This window comes from Mesorhizobium sp. USDA 4132 (assembly GCF_056279545.1).
In genome coordinates this window covers 1-19,852 of the sequence record NZ_JBWCCP010000001.1, presented here as the reverse complement: position 1 = coordinate 19,852, position 19,852 = coordinate 1, and the positions used below count along the sequence as shown (strand labels likewise).

General features: G+C 58.7%; 12 protein-coding genes, 3 tRNA genes and 3 rRNA genes. 1 reads left to right on the top strand and 17 read right to left on the bottom strand.

The window, feature by feature from the left end:
- Window positions 1–31: 31 nt before the first annotated feature.
- The 10 genes from ACZ9IU_RS00090 to ACZ9IU_RS00045 form a co-directional block, all read right to left on the bottom strand.
- On the bottom strand, window positions 32–1,327 hold the full coding sequence (locus ACZ9IU_RS00090) for an NAD(P)/FAD-dependent oxidoreductase (protein WP_038547514.1): 1,296 nt from the start codon (window positions 1,325–1,327) through the stop codon (window positions 32–34).
- Window positions 1,328–1,356: 29 nt separating this feature from the next.
- Window positions 1,357–2,073: a GntR family transcriptional regulator gene (locus tag ACZ9IU_RS00085; RefSeq protein WP_051899911.1), complete on the bottom strand. Its 717-nt coding sequence runs from the start codon at window positions 2,071–2,073 to the stop codon at window positions 1,357–1,359.
- Between the two features lie 131 nt (window positions 2,074–2,204).
- Window positions 2,205–3,701: an amino acid ABC transporter permease/ATP-binding protein gene (locus ACZ9IU_RS00080; protein WP_051899910.1), complete on the bottom strand. Its 1,497-nt coding sequence runs from the start codon at window positions 3,699–3,701 to the stop codon at window positions 2,205–2,207.
- A gap of 4 nt (window positions 3,702–3,705) precedes the next feature.
- The gene (locus ACZ9IU_RS00075; protein WP_038547511.1) at window positions 3,706–4,803 is read right to left on the bottom strand and encodes an NAD(P)H-dependent amine dehydrogenase family protein; all 1,098 of its coding nucleotides are present in this window, start codon (window positions 4,801–4,803) and stop codon (window positions 3,706–3,708) included.
- A 25-nt stretch (window positions 4,804–4,828) separates the two neighbouring features.
- Window positions 4,829–5,536 carry an amino acid ABC transporter permease gene (locus ACZ9IU_RS00070; protein WP_051899908.1) on the bottom strand — a complete coding sequence of 236 codons (708 nt, stop codon included), beginning with the start codon at window positions 5,534–5,536 and terminating at the stop codon, window positions 4,829–4,831.
- A gap of 17 nt (window positions 5,537–5,553) precedes the next feature.
- Window positions 5,554–6,390: an ABC transporter substrate-binding protein gene (locus ACZ9IU_RS00065; RefSeq protein WP_038547508.1), complete on the bottom strand. Its 837-nt coding sequence runs from the start codon at window positions 6,388–6,390 to the stop codon at window positions 5,554–5,556.
- Between the two features lie 123 nt (window positions 6,391–6,513).
- Window positions 6,514–7,440, bottom strand: coding sequence for a dihydrodipicolinate synthase family protein (locus tag ACZ9IU_RS00060; RefSeq protein WP_038547505.1), 927 nt, complete (start codon window positions 7,438–7,440; stop codon window positions 6,514–6,516).
- Between the two features lie 2 nt (window positions 7,441–7,442).
- On the bottom strand, window positions 7,443–8,813 hold the full coding sequence (locus ACZ9IU_RS00055; protein ID WP_038547502.1) for a dihydroorotase: 1,371 nt from the start codon (window positions 8,811–8,813) through the stop codon (window positions 7,443–7,445).
- A 4-nt stretch (window positions 8,814–8,817) separates the two neighbouring features.
- Entirely contained in the window at window positions 8,818–9,477 is a 660-nt protein-coding gene (locus ACZ9IU_RS00050) for an aspartate/glutamate racemase family protein (protein WP_038547500.1), read from the bottom strand.
- A 425-nt stretch (window positions 9,478–9,902) separates the two neighbouring features.
- On the bottom strand, window positions 9,903–10,577 hold the full coding sequence (locus ACZ9IU_RS00045; protein WP_038547498.1) for a glutathione S-transferase family protein: 675 nt from the start codon (window positions 10,575–10,577) through the stop codon (window positions 9,903–9,905).
- 309 nt (window positions 10,578–10,886) lie between these two features.
- Between ACZ9IU_RS00045 and ACZ9IU_RS00040 the strand changes: the two genes are divergently transcribed.
- Window positions 10,887–11,858 carry a hypothetical protein gene (locus tag ACZ9IU_RS00040; protein ID WP_038549873.1) on the top strand — a complete coding sequence of 324 codons (972 nt, stop codon included), beginning with the start codon at window positions 10,887–10,889 and terminating at the stop codon, window positions 11,856–11,858.
- Between the two features lie 34 nt (window positions 11,859–11,892).
- Here ACZ9IU_RS00040 and ACZ9IU_RS00035 read toward each other — a convergent pair whose 3' ends face one another.
- From ACZ9IU_RS00035 to ACZ9IU_RS00005, 7 genes are all read right to left on the bottom strand, one after another.
- Entirely contained in the window at window positions 11,893–12,816 is a 924-nt protein-coding gene (locus ACZ9IU_RS00035) for a LysR family transcriptional regulator (RefSeq protein ID WP_051899904.1), read from the bottom strand.
- A 454-nt stretch (window positions 12,817–13,270) separates the two neighbouring features.
- A tRNA-Met gene (locus ACZ9IU_RS00030) sits at window positions 13,271–13,347 on the bottom strand.
- A gap of 295 nt (window positions 13,348–13,642) precedes the next feature.
- Window positions 13,643–13,757 (bottom strand): 5S ribosomal RNA (gene rrf, locus ACZ9IU_RS00025).
- A 235-nt stretch (window positions 13,758–13,992) separates the two neighbouring features.
- Window positions 13,993–16,895 (bottom strand): 23S ribosomal RNA (locus ACZ9IU_RS00020).
- A 518-nt stretch (window positions 16,896–17,413) separates the two neighbouring features.
- Window positions 17,414–17,489: transfer RNA gene (locus ACZ9IU_RS00015), tRNA-Ala, on the bottom strand.
- Window positions 17,490–17,566: 77 nt separating this feature from the next.
- Window positions 17,567–17,643, bottom strand: a tRNA-Ile gene (locus ACZ9IU_RS00010).
- Window positions 17,644–17,965: 322 nt separating this feature from the next.
- Window positions 17,966–19,446, bottom strand: a 16S ribosomal RNA gene (locus tag ACZ9IU_RS00005).
- The 16S, 23S and 5S rRNA genes sit together here with 3 tRNA genes alongside, the layout of an rRNA operon.
- Window positions 19,447–19,852 lie beyond the last annotated feature (406 nt).

Here is a 19,852-nt window from a genome sequence, read left to right as displayed (position 1 = left end):
AGAAAATTGAATTTCCAGACGTGTGGCGGCTCTATCGGAACCGCGCTTCGAAAGCGTCCCGGGCCTCCCAGACCGGCAGGATGAGATGCGGTCCAAGTCCGGATATGCGGCTGAAGGGAACCGGTCGCGGCGCGGTCAGCGGCAAGGTCAGGTCCGCATCCGCCATCCGGCCGGCAAGCCAGGGACCAATTTCTCGTCCGAGAGCCGTCGTCAGCGCTACGCCGCGGCCGTTGCAGCCGATCACCGCATCGATGCCCGGCTTGATGCGCATCATCCGCGGCAGGAAATCCGGTGTACCGGCAATCATCCCGGTCCATGAATATTCCACTCTGACTTCCGGGAGATCCGGAACCATGCGGCGAAGACGATTTGCAAAAAGCCTACGGGCCAATGCCATTCGTCCGGGCAGCGGTGGCACCATGCCCCCGGTCACCAGTCGGCCGTCCGGAGACCAGCGCAATGCGAACGTATGACGGCGCGTATCGGCAACCGGGGCCATGTCAGGCAACAGTGTCTCGCGAAGAGGCCGCGGCAGCGGCTGGGTAGCGATCTGGAACACACGAGCGGGAATGATCGACGCACGCAACTCCGGCAACAGGTTGCCGATCAGCGCGTTGGTGGCCATGAGCACGCGGCGGGCGCGAACCTCGCCAGCGGCAGTCCGCACGCGCCAACCCTGCCCATCGGGTTCGATGCTCTTTGCGGGACTGTCGCCGAACAGTCGCACGCCCGCCGATATGGCGGCACGCGCGAGCCCGTATGCATAGGCCAGCGGCGTGATCTGGCCACCGGAAGCCACACGGATTCCGCCATGCAGCGATGGAAGTCCAGTGCGCTTGAGCATGGCATCGCGATCGAGCCATTCGGCGTCGACGCCGGCGTCCAGCAGCCGCGGCATACGGCCATGAAGCACCCCTTCCGCCGCACGCGAATGCGCCGGCTGCAGCCAGCCGTTCTGCACGGCGTCGCAGTCGATCTCGTGGCGCTCGATCAGGTCGAACACCGCCTTGCCAGATTCGGCGACGAGTTTCAGCAGGCGTCCCGCATGATCGGCGCCGAGTGCCGCCACGACCTCGGCAGGCCCCAGCGATGTCTTGAGGCTCGGAACCACGAAGCCGGTATTGCGCCCGGATGCACCGAAGCCAGGTTGATGACTTTCGAGCAGAACCACGTCAAGCCCCGCCTCGGCGGCATGCAGGGCGGATGAAAGGCCGAGGAACCCCGCACCCACCACCACCACGTCAGCGGTGATCGCGTCCGCCAGCTTTGCGCATCTGGGCGCAGCTGGCGTGATCGCCTCCCACAATGACCCGATCTCCATCATCATTCCTGTTCATGCGGGACCTTGGCCCAGCGCTAGAGGTTAATCAGATCGTATCCCCGCCCTGTCGCAAGCGCCTGGAACAGTCCCTGGCGGGTCTGCTCGTTGTGACGGATCATGATTTCCCGTGCAGCCGCCTGGTCACGACGGGCCAGGGTTTCGACGATCTGGTGGTGTGAGACGCTGGTCTCGTTGTTCACGTCTCGCAGCTGGGCGCCGAGATAGAAGAAACGTTCAAGCGCATCGATCTGATGGGTCAGCAGCTGGACGAGCCTTCCATTGCCGGTCGCTTCCGCAATCGCCAGGTGGAATTCACGGTTGGACCTTATGAACGTAGCGAGGCTGAGCTGCTCGCCTTGATTATAGGTGGCATCTGCAAGGGAGTTCAGACGTTCTATCTGCTCCCCCGTCAGCCGGGTGCAGGCGAGTTCGGCGGCGCCTGCTTCCAGAATGGTTCGCACGTCGAACAGTTCGTCCATGTCGGCAAACGTGATCGGCGTGACCTGGTAGCCGCGGCGCGGAAAAGATCTGACCAGTCCCTCCTGCCGCAGGGCGGCCAACGCTTCGCGGGCCGGCGTCTTGGATATATTGAAGCGCTCCGCGATTTCAGCTTCGTTCAGTTCCTGACCCGGACGGATTGCGCATGTCAGAATCTGGGTTCGCAGCGCATCGTGAACCTGTTCCATCAGCGATGCCGGCTTTGCCGGTTGCACCACCCGACGCTTCTTCCTGATTGCTGATACCTCAGCCATGGGCTCTCCTATCTGTAAGTCGGCCTTTCAGCCCGCAATCCGACGATCGCTCCGGCAGATATGCATGTACAAAACACAATCGAAAGGCGGCGTTTTTACCCGATGGCCAATTCCACATGGCTTATCCCTGATTATCCTTCGCGAGACAGAAAAGCGCGGAAGTAATCCGGCGCATCATCGCCAAAAGCCTGATCGCGCGGCAAATCCATCAACAGGCGGCCGCGCTCCATATAGGCGATGCGGTCGGCGATTCGTCGGGCAAATCCAATCTCGTGTGTCACGATCACCATCGTCAAACCTTGTCCGGCCAAATCCGCCATCACGCCCAGGACGCCTCCGACGGATTCCGGGTCCAGAGCGGATGTCGGTTCATCAAAGAGCACGGCATCGGGCTTCATCGACAACGCCCGCGCAATGGCGACGCGCTGGCGCTGTCCACCGGACAATTCCACGGGATAGGAGTGCAGCTTGTCCTTGAGCCCGACCTTGTCGAGCAGTCTGTCCGCGGCAGCAAGCGCCTGCGTCTTCGGAATGCCGAGCAGCCTGCGAGGGCCTAAAGCCACGTTCTGCCGAGCCGTCATCGTGGGAAACAGCGCGAAACTCTGGAACACCATGCCGAGGCGACGGCGACGCTTGTCCAGCATGTGCTCCGGGCGAGCGATACAACGGACCGCATCGGCCCAGGGCAGGCTTTCGCCCGCAAGCAGGACATCACCGCTATCCGCAGGCTCGATCCAGTTCAGCGCGCGCAGCAACGTACTTTTGCCCGACCCCGATGGACCGAGGACCACCACGACTTCACCCCTGCCGACAGAAAGCGAGACATCGTCCAGTCCCTTGATCGGCCCGAAGCTGCGGGTGAGGTTGTGCGCCTCGAGCACCGGGGCGCGACGAGAAGGCGCATCTGGTCCCGGATCGCCTCGCACTACGGTGCGCTCGACGATCGGCGGCGGTGCGGATACGTGACTGGACGTCTTCAGCGCGACCGCCTTTTCGATCCGGTGCTGTATGAGCGTCCAGATCGTCAGGATGACGAGATACCAGAGCGCGACGGCCAGATAGACTTCGAGCGCGCGGGTGGTCGATTGGGCGAGTTGCTGGGAGACGCGCAGGAGCTCGGCGAAAGAGATGGCAGCGAGCAGCGACGTGGCCTTGATCATGTAACTGAAATTGTTGCCGAGCGGCGGTATGATTGCCCGTATCGCCTGCGGGAACACCACCTTGAGGAAAATCTGCCAATGATGCAGCCCTAGCGCCAGGCCGGCCTCGCGCTGATCGCGCGAGACGGACATCAGGCCGCCGCGCACGATATCGGCCATGCGAGCCCCTTCGTTCAGGCCCAGTGACAGCAGGCCGGTGGCGATCAGGCTCAAGGGAACGCCCATCTGCGGCAGCGCGGAATAAAAGAACAGGATCTGCGCGAGCAGCGGTGTGCCCTTGAACAGCCAAAGGAAGCCGAGTGCCGGCCAGCGCAGCAGCCTGGGCGCCGCCAGCATGCCTGCCAGGACGAAGCCAAGACCCGTGCCAATCGTCTGAGCGACGACGGCAACCCAGATTGTCACCCAGGCCGCCTTCAGCAACAGAGGCGACTGAAGGATATCCAGGAATATGCCGGTGTCGAAACCCACGAAATCAGACCCTTCTCACAACCGGCAGGTAACCGGGCCTGGTCTGGCGCGACGGATCCACCGCGTAGCGCGAAACGCCGCGCACGGTGCCGCCCGTAGGCAGATCCAGCGGAGACACCAAACCCGGTTCGGCATCGGCCAGCGGCACGATCGTGTTGGCCATGATGTTGGCCGCGCCGAATAGCGACTGCATGGCAGGCTTGATCGACATTTTGACAGGCATAGCGCCATCGATCTCGATCCGGTCTTCCTCGACGAGGTTGAACTTTTCCGGCTGGTAGTACATGGCAAGCGAGGTGCTGAGCACCTCCCTGCCCTGATGTAGCGCCCGGGCGCGCTGGGTGATGCCGATGACGCGGCCGGGCGGCAGGATGCCGAGCGTCGGATCGCCGCTGTCGACCTCGAAATCAGCCGTTTCCAGGTCCCAGGCCTCGGTGATCTCGTCGATTTCCAGATTGAGGGCATCTGCGATGCGGGTCAGCGATTCCGGAGCACCCATGTGACCCTCGACGCGACCATTGGCGATGCGGCGGTTGAACTCCTCGGGCGTCAGACCGTATCCGACATGCTCGATATCCCCCGGCCCCGTGCCGGTGACGTCGATGCAGCGATGGATGGTCAGGCGCTTCACGGCGCTGGTGCCGCGCGCCAGAACCAGCGGAAGCACATCGTAGGAAAACCCGGGATTGATGCCGGTGCCGGTGATCGACACGCCGTTAGCCCGCGCCGCGGTGTCCAGCGCTTCAGCAAACTCGCCATAGCGAAGGCCGGGATAGAACATGGATTCAGCAGCCGACACCACGTTGAGGCCCGCATTCAGGGCATCGAGCAGTTGCTCCTTAATAAGGTGAGGCTTGGACTCCGTCATGTGCACCAGCACGTCCGGTTTCTCTGAAATTCCGGCGAGCGCCGAAGCGAGATCGCCGACAATCTTTAAGCTGCCGAAACGCTGGTAGCCCGTGACGTCGGCCAGCGTGCGGCCTATCTTGGCGGCATCGGTATCGATGGCGGCAACTATCTCGACGGACGGATAGTCGGCTTCGAGTACGCGCAGCAGTCGCCCGCCCATGGCGCCGACGCCGAACAGAACAGCGGTCTTCATTCAGTTTCTCCGGAATACGAGTGTCTCAACCTTTCGCCACCGGGGTCGCGACGTTGGTCATGTTTCGTTTGACGCTGCCGGCTGCGGCGTAGCGCTCGAGCTGGCTCTGCACGATGATCCAGGCGGAATACATCAGCAGGTACCAGAAAGCGGCGACCGCATAGAGCTCGACGACAGCGTAGGTTTCGTTGATGGCGGTTCGCGTGACGCGCAGAAGTTCGCTGAAGGAAATGACCGACAGAAGCGATGTGGTGCGCATCATGGACGAAAATTCGTTGCCGAACGGCGGCAGGATCAACCGCACCGATTGCGGCAGGATCACGTGCAGCATGGCGCCGAGCCAGCTCATGCCCATCGCCCGGGCGGCCTGCATCTGGTCAGGCGGCACGCTCTGCAGTGCACCGCGTATGATCTCGGACATGTAGGCGCCGGAGTAGCAGCCGAGGCCGATCAGTCCGGCCTCCAGCACCCCGAGCCGGATGCCGAGCTGGGGCAAGCCGAAATAGAGAAGGAAAAGCTGGACCAGCGGCGGAGTGCCACGCCACAACCATACCCAGGTTCCGGAGAATATCCGCAAGGCTCTGGATCGCGACAGGGCGCACAGGGCCAAGATGAGCCCTATGACGGTTCCGATCGCCTGCGCTGCGATCGCGACCAGCAGGGTGACGCCAGCCACGGTGGCAAACCGTGGCTGAGCCAGATAATGCAGGAATGTCTCGACCGAGAACTGCATCGTCAACCTATATCAGATCACTGCGGGTTGAGGACGAATGCATCGACCGGAGCCACGCCCCACTTCTCGACGATCTTGTTGTAGGTGCCGTCCGCGCGCATCGCTTCGAGCGCCTTGACGATCATGTTCGCCAGATCGGTATTGTCCTTCAGCGTCGTGATCGCAAGGCGGTTGGCCGCGTTGCCGGTGAACGCCATTTCGAACGGCGCCTTGCTGGTGGAGATGTAATAGGCTGCCTGCGGGTCGTTCAGGTAGGCCGCATCGACCTGCTTGGTCACGGCCGCCTGAATGGCTTCCGAGTTGGAATCGAAGGCGCGGATGTCGATCGCCTTCTTTCCGGCGGCGACCATGCGGTCGCTCTGCGCCTGCAGGTTCTTGTTGGTCGTGCCGCCAGCTGCGACCGAGACGACCTTGCCGGCCAGGCCATCAAAGCAGGCATTGTAGCTGGCCGGCATGCCGATCTTGCCTTCGCACGAAATACCGCCCGGATTGCCCTTCGGCACCATCATGCCTTCACCCCACTGGACGTAGGCAATCATGTTCATGATCTTCAGGCGGTCCGGGTTGATGAAGATCGCGGTGCAGAGGCTGTCAAAGCGCTTTGCCTGGAGGCCGGGGACCAGGCCGGGAAACGCAAGGTTGGTCCATTCGACTTCCTGCCCGAGGCGTTTTCCGATCTCACCGCACATGTCCACATTGAGGCCGTCCTTCTGGCCATCGGTACGGATGAACTGGTTCGGAGCCGCGGCGAAATCTGCGGCAAACGAGATCTTTCCCTTGGTGAGGGTCGGTTCCGCCAGCGCGGAGGTCGCCGTCATGGCAAGGAAAGCAAGGCACAGTGTTTTTTTCATCATGTCATTCCCCTTTTTTGTTGGTTCGATTTTACTTGCCGATTTATTTCCACGTATTGCGCGCCGCGCCCAAGCCGCGGCTTGCACCAGGAACCGGCGCCTTGCGTCCGGTAAATCCGTAGTCCATCAGCCCAGCTCCGCGAGGCGCTTTTCCTGCCGGCGAAGCAGCCGCTCCACTTCGGCCTGCGCCAGCGCATCCAATTTAGCACCGGGCTGGCGTTGCGCGGCCGAGGCAATGGCGCCACGCTTGGCCAGCACGTATTTGCGAACCGCAAGCCCGACGCCCGGCTGCTGCTCGTAACGGACGAGCGGCAGGTAGGCATCGAAGAGGTCCTGGGCACGATCCATCTCGCCGCGGCCCGCCAGATCAGTAACCTGCACCAACATTTCCGGGAAACCGAAGCCGGTCATGGCGCCATCGGCGCCGCGCGCGACCTCTTCGGGGAGGAAAACGCCACCATTGCCGCAAAGCACGGAAATACGCCGACGACCCTTCTTTTCCGCACCGCGAAGCTTGGAGATTTTCGACAGGCCCGGCCAGTCCTCGTGCTTGAGCATGACGATCTGCGGAAGGTCGTCGATCAGATGGCCAAGCAGTTCGTCGCTGATCTGCACTGTCGTCGCCAGCGGGAAGTCCTGAAGCACGACCGGCACGTCGCTGCCCAGGAAGCCACAGGCCTGGCGGTAGTAATTCAGGATCTGCGCGTCCGTGCGAAGGCTCATCGGCGGCGCGATCATCACGCCAGCAGCACCCTGTGCCATCGCCTCGTGGCTGACTTCGGCGAGAGCTGCAAGACCGGGCGACGAGACGCCGACCACGACCGGTTTGCCCTGCGCCCGTGCGATGACGCGCTGGATGACTTGTCGGGACTCGGTGCCCGTCAGCTTGGGCGCCTCGCCCATCATACCAAGAACGGTCAGACCATCGGCACCTGCCTCCAGGTAGAAGTCTGTCACGCGGTCGAGGCTATCCAGATCGAGCGATCCGTCATCCTGGAACGGCGTGACCGAGATCACGAAGACGCCGCGCACCTTTTCGTCAAGAAGCGCCATCGTTAGCCCCTTTCGGTCGCATACCAGCCGGCGGTGGCGCGCGGTACGAATTGTCCGCTGCCGGGGCTGTTGAGAATGCCCTTGCCGTCCCAGACGAGCTGCCCGCGCAGCCAGCTTGCCGCCACGCGGACCGTGAAGGTCTCGCCGTGGAAGGGGCTCCAGTTCAGGCCGTCATGAGAGGCCGCCTCGTCCCAGACGAACGAACCCTGTTCGAGTGCGACCAGGTCGGCATCGCGGCCGACGACGATTGCGCCCTTGCGGTCGTCGATGCCGAAGAAGCGGGCGGGACGCTCAGCCAGATATTCGGCACTGAGGCGCGCAGCGTCGAAGCCACGCGCTTCGGCAGCCGTGAAGAACGCCGGGAAGAGCGTCTCGAGGCCGGGAACGCCTGCACCTGCATCGAAGATCGAGTCGGTCAACTTGTTGTCGATCGGCCAGCTCGAATGATCGGAGGAAACGAATGCCACGAGGTCGTCGGAAATCGACTGCCACAAGCCATCGATCGCAGCCGAACGGATGGGCGGGTTCACCTTCATCCTCGCTCCGAGCCGATCGCCGTCGCGCGCGGCATCCAGCCAGAGATAATGGACGCAAAGCTCGCCTGTTGCCGCCGCACCAAGTCCGGCGACCACTCCGGTCAGGCGAAAGCCCGCTTCCGTCGTCAGATGGACCGGATGGACATGCGCCCCGCTTGCAAGGCCGAGAGCCAGGAACTGGCCGGTCGCCGCCAGCTCGGCCGCCTCCGGCCGTGCTTGCGCATGCGCGACGATCCCGTTGCGGCCAGCCGCCTTCGCCTGTGCGATGCGGGCCATGACGATCTCCTGATCCTCATTGTGCAGCCCGAGCGGAATGTGCGTCGAAGCCAGCGACTCCATCAGGTCGAGCGTGAGGTCCTCGGCGATCCGCGGGAAGCGCACGGGATTGCTCTCGAACGACGAGATTTTGAAGGCGACCACGCCGCCTTCGATCAGCGCCGCCAGGTTGGCCGTGCCCGTCTCACGGGTCGCCGTTCCATAAAGCGCCATGTCGGCATGAGAATGCGCTGCGATCGCTGCGACCTTGGCATCCAGACGCTCCGGCCGATCAAGCGGCTCCGGATTGTCATAAGGCATGTCGACCAGCGTGGTGACCCCTCCTGCGATCGCCGACCGCGTCGTGTCGGCGATGCCGGGGAGGCCCTTGTAGCTTGTTGCATGGGTTTGGCCATCCACCGCACCGGGGAGGATGAGCGCATTCCCACGGTCGTCGATGCGCGCGGCTGAGGGCGCTTCGCCCGTACCGACAGCGGCTATGCGACCGCCGGAGATTGCTACCCAGCCGTTTTCAAGGGTGCCATCCGGCACCACAACGCGACCCTTGACGACAAGCTCCATCGGATCAACCCTTGGCAAAATATTGGAGATCGAGCGCGTTGATCGCGGCCGCAACGGCCGCCTGAACGGGATCGACGACCGGCACGCCCAACTCCTGCTGCAGCACGGGACGATGACCGCCCATGCCGGCACAGCCGAGGATCACGACACCGGCGCCGTCCGTTTCCGCCATCAGCTTGGCGGTGCGCGCGACCGATGTGCCGGCCAGGTTCAGGTCGTTCGCTTCCGCCACGGACATGTTGACGGCCCTGTCCGCTGCGAGACGCGCAGTCAGGCCCAGCCGTTCGATATGGGCCGCATGGCGAGCAACCGAAGAAGCCCCGAGCGAGACGACACCGAAGCGCGGCGCAAGCTGCAGCGCGGCATAATATGCAGCCTCCGCGATGCCAACCACCGGTCGGTTCGTCGCCGATCGCGACGCAGCAACACCGGGATCGGAAAAGCAGGCTACGACGAAGGCATCCGCATCGCTTGCAGCGATCGCATCGACGACCATAGGCGCGACAAGCGCCACATCCTCATCGGTCTCGATGCCGATCGGCGCATCGGGTAGGCGATCGCATACGATCATGTGCTTCGTCACCGCCTGCAACGGCGCGATGCTCGCCGCGATTGCCTCGGTCACCTTCGCCGAACTATTCGGATTGAGAACAAGAATTTTCATCAGAACCCTATCTCGATAACCGCAACGAGCCTCCGGTATCTTCTGTAATATGTCAACTGATATTTTTATAGGAGGTTTTTCGAAAGATGCACGCTTTTTCATGCGCTTAGGTGGTTGCTGATTGAGCAAGTGCCTTAAATCATGCTTATGTGAATTAACCAGGCGTAGGATTTTTCAAGTTTCCCGTGCCTGCGGTTCTCGGCCACGCTATGCGCCGCCGGTGTCGCACCCTGCAGATAGGCCGCGTCTCCGTTGGGCCGAGCAATGATACGTCTGTTCCGTTCGCGCGAGACGAGGCTGGCGCGCGGAGGCGGTTCAGTTCTCGCACCTCGTCCCACAGACGCTCACTTCTCTTAAGGACGGCAAGGCCGGCTTGGACCCAGGGGATACAGCCGGAGCGCTTTAAGTGATGCCGGTCGAGAAGACTATTTGCCGTACTGTTGCGGGAAAAAGGCCTTCCGAGTCTCTTCGTCCACGTCTGTCTTGAAGGCATGCGAGGCCTTCAACGTCAACGCCCTTTGCACCGCCGGACGTGCCGCCATAGTCTCCATGAAGCGCTTGACGGCCGGAAAGTCGGAGAGCCCCTTTTCTCCGAAGATGTAGCCCGCCGAAGCCGCCCAACCCCACAAAGCCATGTCGGCGATCGTGTAGTCGTCGCCTGCCAACCAAGATGACCTGCTCAGCCGCTCGTCCAGAACTCGATAGGTCCGGATGACTTCGTTCAAATAACGGTTCTTGGCATAGGGCAGGTCGTCCGGCGCATAATGAATGAAATGTATGACCTGACCCGAATAGGGCGACAGCCCTGTCGCAACCAGTTGAAGCCAGGACAGCATTACCGCCTTCCCTGCAGGAGTCATGGGAACGAACTTGCCACGCTTCTCCGCGACGTAAAGCAGGATAGCGTGGGAGTCGAACACGGTGACATCGCCATCGATGAGTGCAGGCACCTTACCGTTTGGATTAACCGCGCGGAATTCGGGCGTATGCTGTTCTCCCTTGGAGATGTCGATGGGTGTTACGTCGAAAGATTCGTCAAGTTCATGCAGCAATACTGCAACCTTCATGGAGTTCGGTGTCGCGTGGAAGAACAGGTTCATTTCAGGCATCCGTTGATTGAGAGCACCGCCATCGCCTGATGGCCGCCATCGACAAAAATGCATGGCAGCCGTCCGATCGACCAATCGATTTGGTCGATCGGTCATATGATGCGGCTCGATTTCTCGCACACATCCCGGGCCGAACTCTTTGTCAGTTCGGCCCGGGATGTGTGCGATCGAGCCCACCGGCTACGCTTTCAGCCTCACAGACGTATGATTTTTGTCGATGCCTGCGATCGCAAGAGACGATTTCCGCGGGATCGGATGACCCGGTAGATGCTGGCTATCGAGTATCGAAAGGAGCAAATCATGATCTCGCGTACACTTCTCGCCGGCGTCGCGGCAATTTCCATCCTTATCTCCAGCATGGCTTTCGCAGGAAGTGCCGCGCCACCCGTCGGCAAGTCTGAGATTGTCTTCACTGCCGACAAGAACTACTCAGAAAGCGCGAGCTGGTCGTCTAAGCAGAACCGCTTCTTTGTTGGATCGGTCACCCACGGGACCGTTGGTACCGTAACGCAGGACGGCAAGTACAAGCCGTTCATCGAGGACGACAAGCTTGTCTCGACTATCGGCATTCTGGTCGATGATGCACGCGACACACTCTGGGTTGCCAACTCCGATCCGGGTGCGGGCACACGCACAGCCGCTGCGACCCAAGGCACGCTCGCGGGAATCGCCAAATACGATGCAATCACCGGCAAGCGCCTGGCATATTACGACCTCGGCCCCTTGACCGAGGGACCACACTTCGCGAACGACCTGGCGCTCGATGATGAAGGCAATGCCTATGTCACGGACAGCTTCGCTCCGGTCATCTACAAGATCGATACCACCGGCAAAACGAGCATCTTTGCGCAGAGCCCGTTGTTTAAAGATGCAGAAGGTTTCAACCTCAACGGCATCGCCTACCATAAGGGCGGCTATCTTCTTGTCGGAAAATACAATTCCGGTGACCTGTTCAAGGTGACGATTTCGAATCCGACAGATATCCGACGGGTCGAACTTGCAGGATCGCTGAAGGGCGCGGACGGGTTCAGCCTCCCGGACGGTGAGCGTCTTTATGTGGCCGTCAACCTTGGGATCGATAAGACGATTGAGCTGGTGTCGACTGACGACTGGAAGACGGCCAAAGTCGCTCGCGAAGTGAAGAGCGTTCAATCCATGCCAACTGCCCCAACCAAGGTCGGGAATGCCGTCTGGGTGCTGAACTCGCGGCTCGACACCCTCTTCAATCCGAAGGCCGATAAGGTGAGCGACTTCACGCTGCAGAAATTTTGACATTTCAATGGGCCGGAGCGGCGCTTTGGCCCGTCTACTCCGCCGTTGTGGCCTTGGCGGTCAACAAGACGAGTTTGCGGAACCACATATGTGCCGGGTCCGTTCGAACCCTGGGATGCCAGAATAGATTCATACTGAATGTTGATATCGGAAGGGGCGGCGGGAAAAGGTCGAGGGTATCCTCGAATCTCTCTAGGAAGCGCTTTGGCAAAGTACAAATGCAATCCGTGTTAGCCAGCACCAAAGGCGCAAGCCCGTAGCTCTGAATCGATACCGAGACCCGACGTTCCCGCCCCATTTCGGCCAGAGCGTCATCGATCATTCCGGCGAAATGGCCGCCGCTGGTCGAAATCAGCAGGTGGTCGGCGTCGCAGAACTCTTCCATCGTCAATGGCTTATTTCCGCGCGGATGTCCGCGCCGCTGCGCGGTTACAAATTCTTCCTGGAAAAGTGTCTGCCCGATCAATTCTTCTGCCGCATCCTCCGCTGCTCCCACGAAAAGATCGATATCTCCTTTCTCCAGGTGCTCCGCGATCCGCGCCTTGTTCGGCAAGGTGAATGCAATTTTCGCGAATGGCGCTTTCGCTTGCAGTACCGGAATGAGATCCGGGGCCAAGATAGCCGCCGGGTTGTCTGTCGCGGCTATCCGAAAAATCCTTTTGGTGGTGGCCGGATCAAACGAGTGAGCCGTGTTGACGAAATCATTAAATCTTTCGAGCAGCCGGGCAAGTTCCGGCTCCAGCGCAGACGCATGTGGCGTCGCGACCATTCCACGACCGGACGCTGCCGGAATGAAAAGCGGATCGTTCAGAAGCTGTCGTAAGCGCGTCAGTCGGGCGGATAGTGCCGATTGCGTTATGTTCAGCCGCGCCGCCGCATGCGTCACGTTCTTTTCCGCCAAAAGCGCTTCCAATGTAACGAGGAGGCCAACGTCAAAATCTGAAATTCTTTGGCTCAAGTGAAGTATCCGTTATGCTATGGTTGCTGCCAGCAAAGGCTATTGGACATCCGATTGCCAATCGCGCCTTAACGCCCGGCAAGAGCAATAACATTTAACTGCGAAGTCCGTTACGGGATCGACCGCTCTGCTCTGGTAGGGGGCCGCGAATGTATTTTTTGGCGTGTGGCATGGCTGCGCTCTCGATCTGGGGAAAGCGGCCAGTGGCGGCGTGTTCCAATTGTACCGGTCATCAGACACGCCTTCTCGGGCGTTGCCGATCAATCAGCCGTGGACGACGCGCCGGCTGGCCCTGAGGGCCTATTTACCTTGGACGTGCGCGAGACTGCCCCGGAAAATTCCAGCTCCCGCTTGCCCAAAATTGGGAGCACTTCATAGGTTTTGTGCCAGCCTCCAAACGCACAAAAGCCCTCCGGCGAGGAGGGCTTAATCATTTGAGAAGTCTGCCAAATTTTGGTTGCGGGGGCAGGATTTGAACCTGCGGCCTTCAGGTTATGAGCCTGACGAGCTACCGGGCTGCTCCACCCCGCGTTGTACAGGCGACGGGAACCGTCGTCCTGAGAGCTTTTTGCCTGCGGCAAAATAGCGATGCGCAAAACCGAAGGTTTTGTCGCGGTGGCGTAACCGCTTCGAGCGGTTATGTCTTCTGCCTGAGCAACTTGGCGAAGCCGAGTTGTCTCCTGTGAGGGTCGCACTGGAAGATATGGGGTGCGATTTCCTCGTATTTCAGGTTTTCAAACGACGAAAGGCCGCTTGTGGGCGGCCCTTGGTTTCGGCCAAGGGCCGTTTGTTTTCGTGGATTGAGAAGATATGTTGCGTTTGGCAGACCTGGCAGCGACCTACTCTCCCGCGTCTTGAGACGGAGTACCATTGGCGCAGGGGCGTTTCACGGCCGTGTTCGGAATGGGAACGGGTGCGGCCGCCCCGCAATGACCACCAGGTCAGCGAAGCGCAACATTGTGAGAAGCTGGTTGAGGCGAACCTCATTTTTTAGTCTTTGAACACGTCTTTGAACCTTTCCGGACCTGACGAGCGCTTGAGGCACCCATACAGGCCAGCGGCCGTCGCCAATCGTTTGGCGAGCCGTCCGCAGCGCAGCATCCGAAGGATGCGACAGCGTCAGGACAAAGGTCTTTGGCATCATCAAGCAAAGCTTGATGAGCATGAACAATGAGAACGATCAAGCCAATCGGGCGATTAGTACCGGTAAGCTTCATGCATTGCTGCACGTCCACACCCGGCCTATCAACGTGGTCGTCTTCCACGGCCCTGATAGGGAATACTCGTTTTCAGGTTGGTTTCCCGCTTAGATGCCTTCAGCGGTTATCCATTCCATATATAGCTACCCTGCTATGCCCTTGGCAGGACAACAGGTCCACCAGAGATATGTCCATCCCGGTCCTCTCGTACTAGGGACAGATCCTGTCAATATTCCTACACCCACGGCAGATAGGGACCGAACTGTCTCACGACGTTCTGAACCCAGCTCACGTACCGCTTTAATTGGCGAACAGCCAAACCCTTGGGACCTGCTCCAGCCCCAGGATGCGATGAGCCGACATCGAGGTGCCAAACAACCCCGTCGATATGGACTCTTGGGGGTCATCAGCCTGTTATCCCCGGCGTACCTTTTATCCGTTGAGCGATGGCCCTTCCACGCGGGACCACCGGATCACTATGACCGACTTTCGTCTCTGCTCGACTTGTCAGTCTCGCAGTCAGGCGGGCTTATGCCATTGCACTCGACGACCGATTTCCGACCGGTCTGAGCCCACCATCGCGCGCCTCCGTTACTCTTTCGGAGGCGACCGCCCCAGTCAAACTACCCACCATACACTGTCCCGGATCCGGATGACGGACCGCGGTTAGACATCCATGACGATAAGGGTGGTATTTCAAGGATGGCTCCACGAAGACTGGCGTCCCCGCTTCAAAGCCTACCACCTATCCTACACATGCCGACACGAATGCCAGTGTAAAGCTATAGTAAAGGTGCACGGGGTCTTTCCGTCTGACCGCAGGAACCCCGCATCTTCACGGGGAATTCAATTTCACTGAGTCTATGTTGGAGACAGCGGGGAAGTCGTTACGCCATTCGTGCAGGTCGGAACTTACCCGACAAGGAATTTCGCTACCTTAGGACCGTTATAGTTACGGCCGCCGTTTACTGGGGCTTCGATTCAAAGCTTGCACCTCTCCTCTTAACCTTCCAGCACCGGGCAGGCGTCAGACCCTATACGTCGTCTTTAGACTTCGCAGAGCCCTGTGTTTTTGATAAACAGTCGCTACCCCCTGGTCTGTGCCACCCCATTATGGTTGCCCAAAATGGGGTCACGCTTCTTCCGAAGTTACGCGTGCAATTTGCCGAGTTCCTTCAACATAGTTCTCTCAAGCGCCTTGGTATACTCTACCTGACCACCTGTGTCGGTTTCGGGTACGGTCTATACGGTGGAGCTATTTCCTGGAACCGCCCCACTGCCCAACCAATCCAATAAGGTTGAACAATTTTTGCGATCCGTCACTACCACCAGGCCCACGAATATTAACGTGGTTCCCATCACCTACGCATTTCTGCCTCGGCTTAGGGGCCGGCTAACCCTGCTCAGATTAACTTTAAGCAGGAACCCTTGGTCTTTCGGCGAGAGGGTCTCTCACCCTCTTTATCGTTACTCATGTCAACATTCGCACTTCCGATATCTCCAGAGGCCCTCACGGGTCCTCCTTCACAGACTTACGGAACGCTCCGCTACCACATACACTTGCGTGTACATCCTCAGCTTCGGTGCATGGCTTTAGCCCCGTTACATTTTCGGCGCAAAGACCCTTAATTAGACCAGTGAGCTGTTACGCTTTCTTTAAATGATGGCTGCTTCTAAGCCAACATCCTGGTTGTTTTGGGATCCTCACATCCTTTCCCACTTAGCCATGACTTGGGGACCTTAGCTGGAGGTCAGGGTTGTTTCCCTTTTCACGACGGACGTTAGCACCCGCCGTGTGTCTGCCGATTAGTACTCCCGGGTATTCGGAGTTTGGTTAGGATCAGTAAGACGGTGAGTCCCCATAGCCCATCCAGTGCTCTACCCCCCGGGGTATTCGATCGACGCACTACCTAAATAGTTTTCGCGGAGAACCAGCTATTTCCGAGTTTGATTGGCCTTTCACCCCTAGCCACAAGTCATCCCAATCTATTGCAACAGATGCGGGTTCGGTCCTCCAGTTGGTGTTACCCAACCTTCAACCTGCTCATGGCTAGATCACTCGGTTTCGGGTCTAATGCAACTAACTGAACGCCCTGTTCAGACTCGCTTTCGCTGCGCCTACACCTACCGGCTTAAGCTTGCTAGTTACACTAAGTCGTTGACCCATTATACAAAAGGTACGCCGTCAGGGTTGCCCCCTCCGACTGTTTGTAGGCATCCGGTTTCAGGTTCTATTTCACTCCCCTTGTCGGGGTGCTTTTCACCTTTCCCTCACGGTACTTGTTCGCTATCGGTCATGCACGAGTACTTAGGCTTGGAGAGTGGTCTCCCCATGTTCAGACAGGATTTCACGTGTCCCGCCCTACTCTAGGACAATCAGTGTTCTACGCCTACGGGGCTATCACCCGCTACGGCCGCCTTTTCCAAAGCGTTCGGCTTTATTCCTGATTGCCACTGGCCTGGTCCGTGTTCGCTCGCCACTACTTACGGAGTCTCGGTTGATGTCCTTTCCTTCGGGTACTTAGATGTTTCAGTTCCCCGAGTTCGCTTCTTACCCCTATTTTATTCGAAGGTAAGATACCTTTTAACAATGCTTGGAAACCATTTTTGGTTTTAACGCCGGACGACCGGCGACGCGCTCCGCGCTGTATTGGGAAGTTCCCATACAGGCCAGAGGCCGTCGGCGATCGTTCGCCGCAACGTCGAACCAAAGGTTCGACAACCAAAATGATTTCCCAAGCATCTAAGGTGGGTTGCCCCATTCGGAGATCCATGGATCAAAGCTCATTCGCAGCTCCCCACGGCTTATCGCAGCGTATCACGTCCTTCTTCGCCTGTGCATGCCAAGGCATCCACCAAATGCCCTTACGACACTTAATCGTTCTCATTGCCAATGCTCATCAATATAGCCACCCATCGGGCTTTCAGACCCAATGCGTGGCGGACCGGTTACCTTTTACAACCAGCCCTTCTCATGATGCCATCGACGTGTTCGACAAGCTTGCTTGATTGGGGTCACGCCGAGCGACCCGCTTCACAAACTTGTCTTTAAGACCAGCTTCTCGAGATGTGATCCAGGACCGCGCGGTCAGGCAACGGCCATCAGTAAGTCATCAGAGCCATTCTTCAGGACAAGTCCCTCAAAATGACAACAACGACCGACCAGAGTGACAAGCTTCCTTCCTATTCCGATCCCTCTTTCGTATCCGGCCGGCTAGGCCATCAACGACATCATTGGAACCGGCTTCGGACATGGGCCTAAACCCATACCTGGAAGCCTCCAGATCAATCTTCTCTTCACGATTTTTGCAGAACAGGCAGCACTTCATCGAAGTGATGCAAACTTGTATTTTCTTCAAAGGATATGTTTTGCCGCTCGTCTCGACACCAAAGTGAATTGGTGGAGCTGAGCGGGATCGAACCGCTGACCCCCTGCTTGCAAAGCAGGTGCTCTCCCAGCTGAGCTACAGCCCCAACCATCACAAACACCTGACGTACAAACGCCAGGATCAGGTAAACCAACAAGCAAACCAACAGTGGCGAACCAAGAATGGTGGGCCCGGGTAGACTCGAACTACCGACCCCACGCTTATCAAGCGTGTGCTCTAACCAACTGAGCTACGGGCCCATCTCGCCGAGCGAAGCGCCTAAAAGCAGGCACCCGTACAGGCCAGAGGCCGTCGCCGGTCGTCCGGCGCCCTCGCGGAGGGCCGCACCGAAGGTGCGAACAGCCCGTGAGCGCGCTCAATGGTTCATATCCTTTTGAAGAAAGAGAAACGTAGTCGGCGGGTTCGCCATACCATCCGATGCTTAAAGCATTCCGTGGCGTATTGCGTTTCGATGGTCACCTGACTGGTGCCATCTATTGTTCTAAAAAGCACGGGAAGGTTCATACCGGGGCATGTCCGAAGACACGAGCCGGTCGTCTTACCGTTCCACAGCTTCCTTAGAAAGGAGGTGATCCAGCCGCAGGTTCCCCTACGGCTACCTTGTTACGACTTCACCCCAGTCGCTGACCCTACCGTGGTTAGCTGCCTCCTTGCGGTTAGCGCACTACCTTCGGGTAAAACCAACTCCCATGGTGTGACGGGCGGTGTGTACAAGGCCCGGGAACGTATTCACCGCGGCGTGCTGATCCGCGATTACTAGCGATTCCAACTTCATGCACTCGAGTTGCAGAGTGCAATCCGAACTGAGATGGCTTTTGGAGATTAGCTCGGGATCGCTCCTTCGCTGCCCACTGTCACCACCATTGTAGCACGTGTGTAGCCCAGCCCGTAAGGGCCATGAGGACTTGACGTCATCCCCACCTTCCTCTCGGCTTATCACCGGCAGTCCCCTTAGAGTGCCCAACTGAATGCTGGCAACTAAGGGCGAGGGTTGCGCTCGTTGCGGGACTTAACCCAACATCTCACGACACGAGCTGACGACAGCCATGCAGCACCTGTGTCCCGGTCCCCGAAGGGAACACTACATCTCTGTAGCTGTCCGGGCATGTCAAGGGCTGGTAAGGTTCTGCGCGTTGCTTCGAATTAAACCACATGCTCCACCGCTTGTGCGGGCCCCCGTCAATTCCTTTGAGTTTTAATCTTGCGACCGTACTCCCCAGGCGGAATGTTTAATGCGTTAGCTGCGCCACCGACAAGTAAACTTGCCGACGGCTAACATTCATCGTTTACGGCGTGGACTACCAGGGTATCTAATCCTGTTTGCTCCCCACGCTTTCGCACCTCAGCGTCAGTAATGGACCAGTAAGCCGCCTTCGCCACTGGTGTTCCTGCGAATATCTACGAATTTCACCTCTACACTCGCAATTCCACTTACCTCTTCCATACTCAAGATACCCAGTATCAAAGGCAGTTCCAGAGTTGAGCTCTGGGATTTCACCCCTGACTTAAATATCCGCCTACGTGCGCTTTACGCCCAGTAATTCCGAACAACGCTAGCCCCCTTCGTATTACCGCGGCTGCTGGCACGAAGTTAGCCGGGGCTTCTTCTCCGGATACCGTCATTATCTTCTCCGGTGAAAGAGCTTTACAATCCTAAGACCTTCATCACTCACGCGGCATGGCTGGATCAGGCTTGCGCCCATTGTCCAATATTCCCCACTGCTGCCTCCCGTAGGAGTTTGGGCCGTGTCTCAGTCCCAATGTGGCTGATCATCCTCTCAGACCAGCTATGGATCGTCGCCTTGGTAGGCCTTTACCCCACCAACTAGCTAATCCAACGCGGGCTCATCCATCCCCGATAAATCTTTCCCCCAAAGGGCGTATACGGTATTAGCTCCAGTTTCCCGGAGTTGTTCCGTAGGGATGGGTAGATTCCCACGCGTTACTCACCCGTCTGCCGCTCCCCTTGCGGGGCGCTCGACTTGCATGTGTTAAGCCTGCCGCCAGCGTTCGTTCTGAGCCAGGATCAAACTCTCAAGTTGAGAATCCAATCCGACTAATCACTCTTGTTCTGAATCGACGAGAACTCACTATGATCAGGTCCGCATCACTGCGCACCTAACCAGGTGTTCTCTTGTTCAAAACGTGACCGTCATTTGTCTTCCATAGATCAAGGCCTAAACCCCGATCCGCGAAAACCGCCGACCACGTTTCTCTTTCTTCTCATCTTCAATTGTCAAATAACCGACGCTTCAAAACCCAAAAGGCCAAACCGTCAAAACTTCTCGAAACAGCAACACCCCAAGAGACCAAACCGAAACTCGGTCCCAACCAGCATGCGCCAATCAATCAGTGATTTCTGTAGAACGAAAGTCGTCGTCGCCAGCAGCGCCGCCGCCCTCGTTCAGTGAGCGGGTTATAGTGCCGACCCCAGTTTGAAGTCAACAG

What these genes read in the sequence shown, in the direction of transcription:
- ACZ9IU_RS00090 (WP_038547514.1), bottom strand. Translation starts at nt 1,327, where the DNA reads ATGATGATGGAGATCGGGTCATTGTGGGAGGCGATCACGCCAGCTGCG.
- ACZ9IU_RS00085 (WP_051899911.1), bottom strand. Translation starts at nt 2,073, where the DNA reads ATGGCTGAGGTATCAGCAATCAGGAAGAAGCGTCGGGTGGTGCAACCG.
- ACZ9IU_RS00075 (WP_038547511.1), bottom strand. Translation starts at nt 4,803, where the DNA reads ATGAAGACCGCTGTTCTGTTCGGCGTCGGCGCCATGGGCGGGCGACTG.
- ACZ9IU_RS00070 (WP_051899908.1), bottom strand. Translation starts at nt 5,536, where the DNA reads ATGCAGTTCTCGGTCGAGACATTCCTGCATTATCTGGCTCAGCCACGG.
- ACZ9IU_RS00065 (WP_038547508.1), bottom strand. Translation starts at nt 6,390, where the DNA reads ATGATGAAAAAAACACTGTGCCTTGCTTTCCTTGCCATGACGGCGACC.
- ACZ9IU_RS00060 (WP_038547505.1), bottom strand. Translation starts at nt 7,440, where the DNA reads ATGGCGCTTCTTGACGAAAAGGTGCGCGGCGTCTTCGTGATCTCGGTC.
- ACZ9IU_RS00055 (WP_038547502.1), bottom strand. Translation starts at nt 8,813, where the DNA reads ATGGAGCTTGTCGTCAAGGGTCGCGTTGTGGTGCCGGATGGCACCCTT.
- ACZ9IU_RS00050 (WP_038547500.1), bottom strand. Translation starts at nt 9,477, where the DNA reads ATGAAAATTCTTGTTCTCAATCCGAATAGTTCGGCGAAGGTGACCGAG.
- ACZ9IU_RS00045 (WP_038547498.1), bottom strand. Translation starts at nt 10,577, where the DNA reads ATGAACCTGTTCTTCCACGCGACACCGAACTCCATGAAGGTTGCAGTA.
- ACZ9IU_RS00040 (WP_038549873.1), top strand. Translation starts at nt 10,887, where the DNA reads ATGATCTCGCGTACACTTCTCGCCGGCGTCGCGGCAATTTCCATCCTT.